The sequence below is a fragment of the Kiritimatiellia bacterium genome (genome assembly GCA_018001225.1).
Classification (GTDB): Bacteria; Verrucomicrobiota; Kiritimatiellia; order CAIQIC01; family JAGNIJ01; genus JAGNIJ01.
Genome location: JAGNIJ010000043.1, coordinates 22,543 through 36,624, shown reverse-complemented (window position 1 = coordinate 36,624; position 14,082 = coordinate 22,543). Strand labels below are relative to the sequence as shown.

The following is a 14,082-nucleotide window of genomic DNA, read 5'->3' as shown; positions in this document are numbered from 1 at the left end:
TCCCGCAGAGCCCTATCCTGCTTCACACCCTCTCATCTAACCATGAACTGCTCTGGCCCGCCAGTACCCCCCCCTCAAAACGGAAACTTTGACCGCACAGCCGGAAACTTTGATCGCACCGCGACAGCTATTTTCCGGGAACGTCAGGGCGCGCCGGGATAGTCCACGTTGACGTTGTAGAACAGGCGCTGCTCATTCGTGTGGACGGCATCGCGGAAGATGTTGGCGGGCGGCGTGGCCGCGATGTTGTTGGACCAGTCCGTGAACGAGTTGAGCAGGTTGGTGGCGATGCGCACGGTGTACACCCGGTCCGTCGCGCTGGGCCAGGTGAAGTAGAACACGCCGCCCGCGGCATTGGAGGGGCTCGTCAGTTCGAAGACCGAAGTGCGGTTGGTCGGGACGGTGAAGGCGATGAATTCGTTGTAGTTGGGCGCGCCGTCCCCGTCCGCGTCGTCACCCGGCAGGGCGGCGACGCCGTTGGTGAAGTGCAGGTTCTCCCACCAGTCGGCCATGCCGTCCCCGTCGGCATCCTCGCCCACGCTGTTCGTCTGCCAGATGCGGACATCGTCCATCCACAGGTACCCGGCGCGGGTGGACGTGAAGTCGAAGTACAGGCCGAAGCAGGTCGTGTCCGAGTACGTCGTGTCCGTACCCGTGCCGGCGGAGACCAGGTTGTCGAACCCGCCATCGGCGTCGACCAGGAGTTCCCAGAGGCCGGAAGCCGAGCGGGAAACCCGGATGCCGCCGGTGGTGTAGGTGTTCCAATCCAGGGAGGCTTGGACAAGGGCCGAGGCGGCGGCGCCGTTGGCGACGCGCCACAGGGTCACGGTGTCCGAGGAGCCCGTCAGGTTTATGCCCACCGCGTAGCCGTCCACGGTGGCCCCGCCGAGATCGGCCTCGTTGGCGGCGAGGTAGACCCAGAAACGGTTGTCGGCGGACGGATCCCAGTTGCCGTTCTTCAGGTTAAACTGCCAGACCGTCTGTGTTCCGGACAGCGAGTAGACAGGTTGTGCGTAGATGTAGCTCGTGGACTCGACGCCGGAGAGGTTGTGCTTCAGCGAGCGGGCGCCCGTGATCGCGCCGGACGTAGTGTTGGTCCAGTGGCCCGGCGTGCCCTCGGTCCAGCCGGCGAGGTCGCCATCCTCGAAGTCATCTTCGAAGACGAAACTCCCGCCGCCCGCGGCCGGTTCGCGGACGATGGAGACGGAGTCGGAGCCGGCCTGCCCGAACAGGTTGGTCCCGCGGACGGTGATGACGTTGGTCCCGACCGCCAGGGAGATGCCGGCGATGCTCCACGAGGGGGCGGCGGCGGCCGCGCCCGTGCTCCCGGTGAGCGTATTGGTCCAGGTCAGCTCGCCGACGACGGCGGGGTTGTTCGTCCCGCTGACCGTGGCCGAGGCCGTGGCGTAGGCCACCGTGGCGTTGCCGCTCGTGATGTCCAGCACCGGGCTGTCCGCGGGCGCGTCGCCGAAGAACGTCAGCGTGCGCTTCATCAGGTTGGTGCGGAGGGAGGCGTCCAGGATGGTTTCGAACGGGAAGCCCATGATGACGAGGCGGTACTGGTTGCTGAAGGACAGTGCCGCCGCGCTGGCGCCGCCCGCGGAGGTTCCGTAAACCAGCGCGGCCGTCGAGGCGGGCGAGCCGGCCGCGGCCAGCGTGTCCGGGTAGGAGGCCCGGTAGACGGGGCCGGTGCCCGTGTAGTCAAACACCAGGTTCGCGAGCCCGCCGAACACGCCGCTGGCGCGCGCGGCCGCGACGTTGGTGCCCGCGTCGTCCGCCACGTAAGCGGTCTTGAGATAGTTGGAGCAGAAGGCCTTGTCCGAGGCGGCCCCGTATTGCTGCAGGTCCCAGCCCAGCTCCGTACCGGAAACGAACAGCCGGTTGCTTGCGTTCAGGAACGCGGTGACCAGGGTTTGCTCCGCCGTGGAGAAGGTTTCGTCGGCGGTGGACTCGCGGCCGAGGATCCAGTAGGCGGCGAAGTAGTCGGAGAGGGCGATGTCCCCGCCGGCGACGGCGTCATTGTCGCACGAGTCGAAGTAGCGGCCCCCGGCGGCGATGGCGGACCCATGCTGGATGACGTAGTCCTGGGAGTTGATCGTGCGCTGGATCACGCGCGCGACGTCGCCGCCGATGTTGTACGCGTAGTACCGCGTGGGGGTCAGGCGCCGCTCGTTGCGTTCGAACCCGTTGACGACCAGGTGCGTGGCGTAGCCCGCCGGCGACACGCGCACGCCGACGGTCTTGGACGCCAGCGACTCGCCGCCCGCGTTGGTCGCGCACACCTGGAAGTAGCAGAGCTGTCCCGCGGTCATGTTGGTCAGCGTGGCCGACAGCGTGGCCGCGCCGGACACCGTGACGGGATTGCCGAACCCGAAGCCGTTGGTCGAGCGGTAGACGATATAGCCGGTGGCCGCCGAGCCGCCCGCCTTGTTCGTCACCGGGGCCTGCCAGGTCAGCGTCACCGCGCCCTCGCCGCTGTTGGCCGCGCTGACGTGGGTCGGCGGATCGGGCAGCAGGACGGAGGCGATGGCGGGATTGCTGGCGCTCAAGTACTTGACGATGGCCTGGTAGGAGGCCATGGCCATCACGCGCCGCGCGGAGGGGCAGCGGAGCAGGTAGGTATCATAGAGGTTGTCGTGGAAGGCCACCTCGATGATCGTCGAGCTCATCTCGTTGGAGACGATGGCGCCGAAGATCTCCCCGTACATGTCCCCGTACAGGTTCGCGGAGTTGTTGGTGTACAAGTCCGGGAACCAGACCCCGCCCTGGCCGTACCCGAGGTCGTTGGTCAGTTCCACGGCGACCTTCGTGGCATAGACCTGCTGCATGCCGCTGAACGGCGCCGAGAAGCGCGTGTCGTACAGGCCCATCGGGCCGCGGCCGGCCCCCGAGCCGGCGTTGGAGTGGAACCCGAGGTAGATGCGGTCGAAATACCCGCCGTCGGCCTCGCGGTTCATCTCGGCCGCCATGCGGTTGGGCGCGCCGACGTTGTCGCTGTTGTCGTCGTAGCCCGCCAGGTCGTACAGCGTGGAGGACATGTCCTGGCCGACCATTCGCTGCACCCAGTAGCGGGAGGCTTCCAGTTCGCGTTCCAGGCCCGAAACGCCGGCGCCTCGGTCCACGTCGCCCATGCCGTTGCCGAACCGGATGGCGTCGGCGATGACGACGTCCGTGGACAGGTAGCCGTCCGGCGCGTAGTTCGAGATGTTCACGCTATGGTTGGTCCCGGCGTCGAAGTAGTAGGTGCCCAGCCAGACCCAGCCCAGGCCGACGCGGCGGTGGTTGACGCGCACGTCCGTCACGCCGCCGGAGTGATAGACCCGGTACAACTGCTTCACGCGGTCCGAACCGCTGCGGGCCCACGTGTAGACCGGGTAGAATCCGGAGGCGGGGAGGTTCGGCCGGTAGATCGCCCAGGCCGTGGTCGCGGTGGCGTGGATGTAGGCATACCGGTACGGCGTGGCGCCGGCGTCGCCGTAGTAGACCGTCGACGTGCTGTCGTTCCAGGTCCCGCCGAACGTGACGCGGGCGGAGTTGGTGTTATCCAGCACCACCTCGTTGGTCTGGTTGCCCAGCGGCCGGAAGGGGACCACCGTGGCCCCGGCCTTGAAGCAGTAGTCGGCGAAGTAGTTGAGCTGGTCAATGTTGCCGATATCCTCGACCACCTGGTTGTCCAGGCCCCGGCCCGTGATCCACCCGTAGGTCGTGCTGTACGCGAACCCGTGCCCGGCGCTGGTGTAGACGATCACATCGCTCAACGCGCCGCCCGGCTGCGCCGCGGCGGTGGATTCCGAACCCGAGCCGCCGCCGCCCGCCGCCGCCGCCCGGATGAAGGTCACGGTGTCGCCGGCGGACGCGCCCGCCGCGTTCGTGCCGGTGACCGTGAGGAGATTGGTCCCGACCGAGAGCGAGGCGGCGAACGACCAGCCGGCCGCCGCGGCGAAGGTCCCGCTCCCGCCCAGGCTGTTGGTCCAGCGCATCGTGCCCACGACGTAGGCATTGGCCGCGCCGGTGACGGTCTGGCTGGACGTGTCGTTGGGCACGGTGGCGCCCGGCGTCTCGATCTCGACGGACGGCGCGCCCGCCCCCTTGGTCAGGATCGTCCCGTTGTAGCCCGAGGCCATGAAGAGGCCGTTGCTGAACGCGACGCCGCGCAGGAAGTTGGTCGTGCCGGAGTTTTCGGCGGTCCAATCCGCCCCGTTCGTCGAGCCCCAGATGACGCCGCCCTGGCCGACGGCGACGAACTGCCCGCTGCCGAAGGCCACGCGGTAGAGGTTTGCGCTGGCCGACGGGAGGCCGTTGGTCTGGCGGGTCCACGTTGTGCCGTCCGGCGACGTGACGACGCGCGACCCGATGCCCACGGCCACGTAGGCGCCGTTGCCGTAGGCCGCGTCCAGCAGCCAGCCCCCCGCGTTCGACGTGCGCGCGGTCCAGGCGATGCCGTCGGCCGAGGTCAGCAGGACGCTGTTTTCGCCGGTGGCGACGAACAGGCTCCCGACGTAGTTCACGCCCTGGATCGTGTTCGTCGTTCCCGAGGCCTGCGTCGTCCAGGTCGAGCCGTCCGTCGAGCGCAGGATGACGCCGCCGGCGCCGGCCGCCACGTACGCGCCGTTACCGTAGGCGACCCCGCGCAGCATGGCGTTGGTCGGCGTCGAGCGCGTCGTCCAGGTGGACCCGCCGGACGAGGTCACCACCGTGCCCGTGTCCCCGACGGCGACCCACAGGCCGCCGCCCCCGACGACGTTCAGCAGCAGGCTGCCGGTGCCGGAGACGCGGGAGGTCCAGTTCAGCCCGTCGTCGGCGGAGGTGGAGATCGCCCCGCCTGCGCCCACGGCGGCCCACTGGCCGGTCAGGGCGTCCACGCCGTAGAACGAGGCCGTCGTGCCCGGGTTCTGGCTTTGCCAGTCCGCCTCGCCCGCGAATTTCACGGCCAGCAGGTCCCACAGATCGGAGGTGCCGTCGTCCTTGCCGAGCGACCAGATGCCGATGCCGGCGAGGTCCTTGAAGTTCGCGAAGTCGTACTTGAGTCCGAGGCTGTTCGTGTCGTCGTACCAGAGCTGCCGGTAGGTGCCGTACAGCACGTAGGGCGTCAGCGAGTTGGTGTCCCAGTTGTAGCCGTACATGTCGGCGTAGGATTCCGCGGAGGGATAGCTCCGCGAGGTGCCCGAGCCGGTTGTGTCGGCATGGAGGGCGTAGGAAACGGTCGGCCAGTCGAACCCGTAGTAGGGGCAGCCGAGAAGCAGCTTGCCGGGGGAGAGGCCGAGGTTGAGGTAGTTGCTGACGGATTTCTGAACGCACCACGAGCTGAAAATGGCGCTTCCCGTCAGCGGCGCGACCGGGCCGGCCTGCGTGTCCGTGCTCCACGAGTAGTCGTAGCCCATGATGATGCACTTGTCGAGAAACCCCTCGTACTCGGCGACGTCGAAGTTGCTGCTCCAGTCCACCGCGGGCAGGCAGATGGAGACCTGGGACCCGGGCACGTCGTTGTGCATGCGGACGGTCAGGTTGCTCATGAAGCGGGTCAGTTCTTCGGCGTAGCCGGACGCGATGGCCTCGAAGTCGATGTTCACCCCGTCGGCGCTGCGCAGTTGGACGACGCGGACCAGCTCGTTGATCAGGTTGCTCTGGGCCGCCGCGCTGCCGAAAAAGGCCGCGTGGTTGCTCATCAGCGTGGCGCAGAGGACCACATCCACGCTGTTGGAATGCGCCCAGTAAACGAGCGGTGTGTTCGACCAGCTGTTCATCGTCACCGCGTAGCCGGTGCCCGCGTTGACCTCGTAGTCGAAGTACGCGATGGTGGAGAGCAGGGAAAAGGTGAAATTGGTGTAGTCCGATCCCTCCCAGTACGGGAACCAGCCGAAGACTTCCTTCTGGAGCGTGTAAGGTCCGGGCTGCGAGGCGCCCGTGCGCGCGGTCGGCGTGCGCGCAGGGGCCGGCTCGACACTCAACGTGCGCTGCACGTCGTTCCAATCCGCTTCCGTCCGGGCGTCGAACTGCCGGTAGTACTCGGCTTCCGCCTGGTGAATGGACTCGGGCGGAACGCGGGGCGGAGCCGTTTCGGTGATCTCGCGCGGGCTCCCCGGCGCTCTTTCCGAGAAGTCCTGTTCCACGGGATCGGTCACCGTCCCGCTGACGCTCTCGTCTTCCCTGGCCAGCGGGGCCGTCGAGCCCCGCACCTTGAACGTCCACGGCAGCGACAAGAGGATCATGGTCCCGGCGACCCGGACATGGCGGCTGACAAGGTTCATGGCTGCACCTCGAAGACCTGGGCGGGGGGGGCAGACCCGCGCGGCCTTTCTTTACCGGAAGGCCGCCCCCTTTCCCTGCCTGTTCAGTACATGTTTACCCATAAATGGGCATCTTGTACAAAGCTAAAGCCGGGGACGGGTGGCGATAAATTTCGATACACATCGCCGGCCCAAAGGGGTAAAATATCGCCCACGCAAAATGAGGAGGAACTCCATGGAGTTCAAATATATCGGCAAGGACATCTTGAGGCCGGACGCCACGGCCAAGATCACCGGCAAGGCCAAGTTCCTGGCCGACCTCAAGCTCCCCGGGATGCTGCACTGCGCCATCCTGCGGCCGACGGTCGCCCACGCGAAGATCGTGTCCATCGACACGTCCGAGGCCGAGCAGTGCCCGGGCGTGGTCAAGGTGGTCACGGCCCAGGGGCAGAACTACCGCTACGGCGACAACATCCGCGACTTCACCCCGATGGCCGGCGACCGCGTCCGACACATCGGCGAGGCCGTCGCGGCCGTCATCGCGGACAGCGCCCACCACGCCCGCGAGGCGGTGAAGAAGATCAAGCCCGTCTACGAACCGCTCCCGGTCTACGTGGACGCCCGCGACGCGCTGAAGCCCGACGCCGTGCTGATCCATCCCGACAGCGGCGACTTCTGGCACCTGCCGGGCCTCGGTCCGAAGGCCGGGACGAACATCGCGAACTATTACAAGCTCGTGAAGGGCGACGTGAAGCAGGGCTTCGCCGACGCCGAGGTCACGGTCGAGGGCGAGTTCAACTACCCCTTCGGGTCGTGTTCTGCCATCGAGCCGCACGGGGCGATCGCGTGGTTCCACGAGGACGGCCTGATCGAGATCTGGTCGTCGTCCATCTGCCCGTTCGTCATCCGCGACGAGGTCGCGCGGGTCTACAACCGGCCGATCTCCGAGGTGCGCGTGCACATCCCCGAGCTGGGCGGGTGCTTCGGCTACAAGTCGGACATCACGGTCGAACAAACCATCGCCTTCATCGCCAGCTTCGTGCCGGGCCGGCCGGTCAAGTGGGTCGCCACGCGCAAGGAGGACCTCATCAGCACACTGATGGGCCACGGCATCCGGACCAAAATGAAGCTGGGCGCGAAGAAGGACGGGACCCTGACGGCGATCCAGGCGACGCTCTACCACTCCACCGGCGCCTACGCGGACACGGGCATCCACGTCTGCATCGGCGCGACGCACAACTGCACCGGCCCGTACGAGTTCCCGAACTGCTTCATGGAGTCCTTCCTGACCTACACCAACACGCCGCCGATCGGCGCGTTCCGCGGCTACGGCCACCAGGAGGGCCAGTTCGGCGTCGAGCGCCTGATGGACATGCTCGCGCGCAAGCTCAAGATGTCGCCGTTCGCGCTGCGCGAGAAGAACTACCTCGGCGAGGGCAAGACCACCTCGCTGGGCGAGAAGCTGTGGAAGACCAACGGCGACGTCCGCGCCTGCGTGGAGCACGTCAAGAAGGCCGTGTTCGAGAAGCCCAAGCCGAAGGAGGACGAGCAGTTCTACTACGGCCGCGGGTTCGTCGCGGTGATGAAGTCGCCCAAGGGCGCGCCGTTCTCCTCCAAGGGCTGCTACCTCAAGATGAACCCGGACGGCAGCGTCTGCATCAACATGGGCGGCGCCGAGGTGGGGCAGGGCCTGCGCAACGTCGTCCGGTTGGTCGCCGCCGAGGCGCTGAAGATCCCGCCCGAGCGCATCCGGGTCTACACGGAGATCGACACGCAGTTCTCGCCGTGGGAGTGGCAGACCATCGGCTCGATGTTCACCACGCAGGGCGGGCGCGCGGTCGTCCGCGCGGCGGAAAAGGCGATCGCCGTGCTCAAGCGGACCGCCGGCCAGGTGCTGAAGTGCGACGAGGACATGCTGGACTACGACGGCGAGTTCGTCTTCCTCAAGTCCGATCCCGGCATCCGCGTCGAGGTGCCCCGGCTGATCCACGGCTACATCACCGGCGACGGCATCACGATCGGCGAAGTGGTCCAGACGACGGCGGACTGCCGGCTGCCGCGCTACTCGGGGCTCGATCCCGAGACCGGGCAGGGCAGCGCGGGCGTGGAGTACACGTTCGGTGCGCAGGCCTGCGACCTCCGGATCGAGAAGGCGACGGGCAAGGTGCTCATCGATCACTTCGCCTCGTCCTTCGACGTCGGGCGCGTGATCCAGCCGAAACAGATCCGCGGGCAGATCGTCGGCGGCGTGATGATCGCGATCGGCTCGACGCTGCACGAGGAGCTGAAGTTCGACAAGGACGGCAAGTGCCTGAACCCGTTCTTCGGCCGCTACAGGTTCCCGACCATCAAGGACCGGCCGGCGAAGCAGACGGTGGTATGCGTCGAGACCCCGGCGGTGGTCGGGCCGTTCGGCGCGCGCGGCATCGGCGAGCACCCGCTCGTCGGCGTCGCGCCCTGCATCCTGAACGCGATCCAGGACGCGATCGGCGTGGAGTTCACCGAGCTGCCGGTCACGCCGGACAAGGTTAAGAAGGCGCTGGAGGCCAAGGCCGCCGGCGGGAAAGCCTGAACCACGGGAGAACGACCATGGCTGAAAAAATCAACCTGACCGTCAACGGCGTGCCGCGGACCGTGGACGTCGAGGGCTGGGAGCGGCTGATCGACGTGCTGCGCGACAAGCTCGACCTGACCGGCGCCAAGCGCGGCTGCGACGACGCGAGCTGCGGCGCGTGCACCGTGGTGCTCAACGGCGAGGCCGTGCAGAGCTGCATCACCGGCCTGGCCAAGTACAAGGACGGGCACGTCGTCACCATCGAGGGCCTCTCGGGCGGCGTGGGCCAGCTGCACCCGATCCAGCAGGCGCTGGTGGACGCCGGCGCGGTGCAGTGCGGCTACTGCACGCCCGGCATCGTCCTGCGGCTCTACGCGCTGTTCAGCAAGAAGCCGGACGCCACGGACGACGAGATCCTCGACGCCCTCGAGATCCATCTCTGCCGCTGCACGGGCTACGAGGCCATCTTCGAGGGCGCCCGACTGGCGCGGGAGTACCTGAAGAAAGCGGCAAAAGCTTAAGCAACAACACAAGGAAAGGGAGGAACCTGGCCATGGCATACGAGCTGATTATCCGGAAGGCGCAGTTGCGGGGGAAGAAGGGGCTGGTGGACATCGCGATCGAGAAGGGCGTGATCGCGAAGATCGCCGCGAAGATCGCGGGCCGGGCGGGCAAGGTCATCGATGCCGGCGGGCGGCTGGTGACCGAGTCTTACGTGAACACCCACCTGCACCTGTGCAAGGTTTACACGCTGGCCCTGCAGGACACCAAGGCGCTCTCCGCCTACCACGGCGAAAGCATGGGCGCGGCAATGACGGCCATCGAGCTGGCCGCGCGCGTGAAGGACAAGTATGACGAGAAGTGGATCGTCCCGAACGTCCTCCGGGCCCTCGCGCACGCCGCCCGCAACGGCAACACGCACATCCGCGCGTTCGCGGACGTGGATTCGAAGGCCAAGCTGATCGGCGTGAAGTCCCTGATCAAGGCCCGCGATATGTTCAAGGGCATCGTGGACGTCCAGGTGGTCGCCTTCCCGCAGGACGGCGTCGTCCGCGAGCCCGGCACGGTGGACCTGATCCGGCAGGCGATGGACCTCGGCGCGGACGTCGTCGGCGGCATCCCGTGGATCGAGTACACGAACGCGGACTCGCAGAAGCACGTGGACGAGATGGCCAAGATCGCCCAGGCCTACGACGCGGACCTCTCGATGCTCGTGGACGACGCGGGCGACCCGGGGCTGCGGACGCTGGAGATGCTGGCCCTCAAGACCATCGAGACCGGCCGGACCGGCCGCTCCCTGGCGCACCACGCGCGGGCGATGTGCATGTACCCCGAGCCGTACTTCCGCAAGGTCGCCGCGCTGCTCCGCAAGGCCGGCATGGGCGTCGTCAGCGACCCGCACACGGGCCCGCTCCACGCCCGGGTCAAGGAGCTGCTGGCGGAGGGCAACCTGGTGTGCCTCGGCCAGGACGACATCGCGGACGCGTACTATCCCTTCGGCCAGAACAGCATGCTCGAGGTCGCGTTCCTGAACGTGCACCTGCTGTGGATGACCACGTTCCCGGAGATGGAGACGATCTACGACATGATCACCACGGCGCCGGCGAAGGCGATCAATGTGAAGAACTTCGCGGTCAAGGAAGGCGCGCCCGCGCACCTGGTCGTGCTCGACGCCCCGACCGTATACGAGGCGCTCTGGTACCACCGCGAGCCGCTGCACGTGATCAGCCACGGCAAGCTGGTGAACGTCAAGGACCTGCCGGCCTGACGGCCTCGCAGAGCTCCGCCCTCCACGTGCCACCTTTCGGCGTGGAGGGGCGAGCTACGCGAGCCCGTATGGACGTGAAACGGTTTGGTATGAAGAAGAAGCCCGGGGCAGCCCTCCTCTTCTCCGGCGGCGCGGACAGCATGGCCGTCGCGATCCACTACCTGCGCCGGAAACGGCCGGTGGCGCTGCTGACCTGCTACAACGGCGCCGAGAGCATGATGGACATGGCCCGGTACCGGGCCGGCCTGCTCCGCGAGAAGTTCGGCGCGCTCGTTCACTGGGAGCAGCGGGACGTCAAGGACCTGTTCCACCGGTTGGCGATCCAATCGCTGGAGCCCGACGTGAAGAAATACGGGACGCTGGTCTGCTGCGGGTGCAAGCTCGCGATGCTGGCCGAGGCCCTCCTGCTGTGCCGCGAACGCGGGCTGCGCGAATTGGCGGACGGGTTCCGGCGCGAGCAGATCTATTACCCGGAACAGACCGGCGAGTACATGACGCCCGCCGGGCGCCTCGCCCGGTCGTTCGGGGTCCGGTACGTCCATCCGCTGTACGAGGCCCTGGACGCGGACGTGCACCGGATGGCGGCGGAGGAGGGGTTGCCCCCGGTGGCGCTCCAGCCCTCGTGCCTTTTCGCCTTCAACCGCATCCGCCCGTCCGCGAAGATCCGGCAGTACGTCAACGCCAAGCTGCCCGCCGTCCGGGCGTTCATCAAACAGCGCCTGGATTCGATGGATTAGAGTAAGTGGCCCGGCCGTCCCGGCCGGGAAACACGGGCGGGACGCCCGTGCCACCGAATGGCGTCAACCGCGTGTCCCCCGCCGTCGTAGGCGAGTTCGGAGGGCCACGGTATGAACCATCGAACTTGGCAGCGTGTTCGGAGAATCATCAGCCACGTCTGGGGACCGACGGGGTCCATGCTCCTGCATGTCCTGGTCGTCCTTCTCCTGTTCAAGCTCGTCGTGGGCGAACCGCCGCGCGAGGTCGAGGAATTCGCCGTGACCTACCTGCCGGTCACGCCTCCGCCCCCGGATGATCCCGAGCCGCCCGACGATACGCCTTGGGATGATTTGCCTGCCACGCCCGTCGACATGCCCGCGCAACCTGACGAGCCTTCCGCGGAGCCACCGCCTGATTTCAAGGCCGAAGACTGGATGAGCCGGCCGCAGGACCCGGGAACCCTCGCGATCCTGGACGACGTGCCCAGCCTGCTGATCATTCCGAAGATGTATGCGGGGCGAAGCGGCGACGGCCGGCTGAACGGCATCGCCAGCTACGCGGGCGGGGGCTCCTCGGAGCCTTCCGTCGTGAAGGCGCTGGAATGGCTGAAAAAGAACCAGGCGCCGGACGGGTCCTGGGGCCCCAACAAGCCCGCGATGACCGGCCTGGGCCTGTTGACGTTCCTCGCGCACGGCGAGACGCTGTCCTCGGACGCCTACGGGGAGACCGTGGGGAAGGCGATGCGCTTCCTGATGACACAGCAGAACGAGGCCGGGCAGTTCCACAGCAGCGACGGGCAGGCCGCGCCCTACGTGCATGCCATCGCGACGTACGCGGTCAGCGAGGCGTACGGCATGACGCGTATCCCGGACATGCGCCCGGCGATGGAAAAGGCCGTCGGCGTGATTGTCGCCGGGCAGCAGCCGGGCGGCGGCTGGGATTACCGCTATGCCAAGGCGGGCCGCCGCGACACGTCGGTCGCCGGCTGGCAGATCCAGGCCCTGAAGGCCGCCCGGATCGCGGGGGCGGAGACACCGGGCCTGGCGGAAGCCCTGGATCGCGCAACGAGTGATCTTCTCGCGGCCCGCGATCCGGAGACCGGCCGGTTCTATTACACGGATCGCACCTCGCACAAGACCGACTCGATCACCGCGATCGCGTCGCTGTGCCTGCAACTGCTGGGCCGGGGAAAATCCGGCGCCGTGGATTCCGCCTTCCGGGCCATGGGGGCTGCCGCCTGCGACTGGGAGGAGCCGGGCGAGTGGCCGATGTACGCCTGGTACTACCTGACGCAAACCCACTTTCACGAGGGCGGAATGGCCTGGGCGCGGTGGAACGGTCAGTTTTCGAAGACCCTGGTACGACACCAGAACGAGGACGGGAGCTGGACCTCGCCCGCCGGCGCGCGCGGCGGCGCGGGCAGCGAGGCGCACCTGGGCCCCGTCTACAGCACGACCCTCGCCGCGCTTTCGCTGCAGGTGTACTACCGGGTGCTGCCGACGTACAAGCAGGTCGCGGCGGAGCCGGTGACGCAGGCGGCAAAAAACGATATCGGGGTGGAGATACTGTAGTTCCGCCGCTCCGTCGGCGGAAAGAGACATCTCGTGCAACTCCGGCGGCGGAGCGCCGGAGCTACAAGTGTTCCGGCCCGAACGAGTAGGGCAGCAGTTCCTCGAGGGTGGAGGCCCAGATCTCGAAGATCTCCTCCTTCTCGTCCAGCTTGATCCCCAGCACCGGGACATCCGTTCCGGCGGCGAATTCGCGGATCTTCTGCCGGCACAGCCCGCACGGCATGCCCCAGCCGATCCCGCCCTGGACCGCGACGGCCATCATCTTCAGGCGGAGCACGCCGGACCGCACCATGGCGTTGATCGCGCCCATCTCCGCGTGCGTGGTCAGCGTGTAATCCGCGCCCTCGACGTTGCAACTGGAGTGGATCACGCCCTTTTCGTCCAGCAGCGCCGCGCCGACCTTGTAGTTGGAGTAGGGGGCGTAGGCCTTCCGGCGGGCGGCGACGGCCTCGAGGACCAGCCGCCGCTCCGGCTCGGGAAGCTGCGCCAGCGAGCACTGCTTCACTTCGCGACCCCGTCCTGCCGGGCCAGGATCTTCACGGCCTCGATGGCGGTCTTGATCGCGTCCTCGATGCCGACCTTGGCGACGATGGGCTTGTCCTCGTAGGTCAGCCCGATGATCGCCAGCACCTCGCCCGCGCGCACGCGGCGGATGGACGAGACCACGAAGAGCGCGGCCGCTTCCATCGACGTGGACAGCACGTTGGACTTGTACCAGGCATCCCACTTGTTCTTGTTCTCGGCGGCCAGCGGCAGGCCCTCGTCGCCCTCGATGAAGAACGCGTCCTTGCAGTGCCCGATGCCGCAGTGGTGGCGGTACCCGAGCTTTTTCGCCGCCTCGCGCAGCGCGACGGTGACGTCCAAGTTCGCGACGGCGGGGTAGCTCAACGGCACGTACTGGCGCGTGGTGCCTTCCTCGCGCACGGAGGCCGTGGTGATGCACAGGTCGCCCAGCTTGATCTCGGGCTGCAGCGCGCCGGCGGTGCCGATCCGGATGAACGTGTCCGCGCCGATCTTGACGAGTTCCTCGATGGCAATCGCGGTCGAGGGGCAGCCGATGCCCGTCGACGTGCACGAGACCTTGATCCCGTCGACCGTGCCCGTGTACGTGCGGTACTCTCGGTTGAAGGTGACTTCCTTCGCGTCGTCGAAGAACGAGGCGATCTTCGGCACGCGGCCCGGGTCGCCAGGCAGCAGGACATAGCGCCCGATGTCGCCGGGCTTCATGTTGATGTGGTACTGGAC

The 14,082-nt window shown here is 67.4% G+C and carries 8 protein-coding genes; 5 read left to right on the top strand and 3 right to left on the bottom strand.

What is annotated here, in order from left to right; translation table 11 throughout:
- Positions 1 to 143: 143 nt before the first annotated feature.
- Positions 144 to 6,248, bottom strand: a complete 6,105-nt coding sequence (locus KA248_13180; GenBank protein ID MBP7830858.1) for a fibronectin type III domain-containing protein — start codon at positions 6,246 to 6,248, stop codon at positions 144 to 146.
- 214 nt (positions 6,249 to 6,462) lie between these two features.
- Here KA248_13180 and KA248_13175 point away from each other — a divergent pair, with 214 nt between their 5' ends.
- From KA248_13175 to KA248_13155, 5 genes are all read left to right on the top strand, one after another.
- Positions 6,463 to 8,799 (top strand): xanthine dehydrogenase family protein molybdopterin-binding subunit, encoded by a 2,337-nt coding sequence (locus tag KA248_13175; GenBank protein ID MBP7830857.1) that lies wholly within the window; start codon positions 6,463 to 6,465, stop codon positions 8,797 to 8,799.
- A gap of 17 nt (positions 8,800 to 8,816) precedes the next feature.
- On the top strand, positions 8,817 to 9,302 hold the full coding sequence (locus KA248_13170; protein ID MBP7830856.1) for a (2Fe-2S)-binding protein: 486 nt from the start codon (positions 8,817 to 8,819) through the stop codon (positions 9,300 to 9,302).
- A gap of 32 nt (positions 9,303 to 9,334) precedes the next feature.
- Positions 9,335 to 10,549 carry an amidohydrolase family protein gene (locus tag KA248_13165; protein MBP7830855.1) on the top strand — a complete coding sequence of 405 codons (1,215 nt, stop codon included), beginning with the start codon at positions 9,335 to 9,337 and terminating at the stop codon, positions 10,547 to 10,549.
- Between the two features lie 89 nt (positions 10,550 to 10,638).
- On the top strand, positions 10,639 to 11,286 hold the full coding sequence (locus KA248_13160) for a hypothetical protein (GenBank protein ID MBP7830854.1): 648 nt from the start codon (positions 10,639 to 10,641) through the stop codon (positions 11,284 to 11,286).
- Positions 11,287 to 11,397: 111 nt separating this feature from the next.
- The gene (locus KA248_13155; GenBank protein MBP7830853.1) at positions 11,398 to 12,837 is read left to right on the top strand and encodes a terpene cyclase/mutase family protein; all 1,440 of its coding nucleotides are present in this window, start codon (positions 11,398 to 11,400) and stop codon (positions 12,835 to 12,837) included.
- A gap of 61 nt (positions 12,838 to 12,898) precedes the next feature.
- On the opposite strand, the gene KA248_13150 is transcribed toward KA248_13155, so the two are convergent.
- Both KA248_13150 and udp read right to left on the bottom strand, forming a co-directional pair.
- On the bottom strand, positions 12,899 to 13,327 hold the full coding sequence (locus tag KA248_13150; GenBank protein ID MBP7830852.1) for a cytidine deaminase: 429 nt from the start codon (positions 13,325 to 13,327) through the stop codon (positions 12,899 to 12,901).
- Between the two features lie 11 nt (positions 13,328 to 13,338).
- On the bottom strand, positions 13,339 to 14,082 hold a 744-nt coding region (gene udp / locus KA248_13145; GenBank protein ID MBP7830851.1), incomplete at its 5' end, for a uridine phosphorylase.

What these genes read in the sequence shown, in the direction of transcription:
- KA248_13155 (MBP7830853.1), top strand. Translation starts at nt 11,398, where the DNA reads ATGAACCATCGAACTTGGCAGCGTGTTCGGAGAATCATCAGCCACGTC.
- KA248_13170 (MBP7830856.1), top strand. Translation starts at nt 8,817, where the DNA reads ATGGCTGAAAAAATCAACCTGACCGTCAACGGCGTGCCGCGGACCGTG.
- KA248_13165 (MBP7830855.1), top strand. Translation starts at nt 9,335, where the DNA reads ATGGCATACGAGCTGATTATCCGGAAGGCGCAGTTGCGGGGGAAGAAG.
- KA248_13175 (MBP7830857.1), top strand. Translation starts at nt 6,463, where the DNA reads ATGGAGTTCAAATATATCGGCAAGGACATCTTGAGGCCGGACGCCACG.
- KA248_13180 (MBP7830858.1), bottom strand. Translation starts at nt 6,248, where the DNA reads ATGAACCTTGTCAGCCGCCATGTCCGGGTCGCCGGGACCATGATCCTC.
- KA248_13160 (MBP7830854.1), top strand. Translation starts at nt 10,639, where the DNA reads ATGAAGAAGAAGCCCGGGGCAGCCCTCCTCTTCTCCGGCGGCGCGGAC.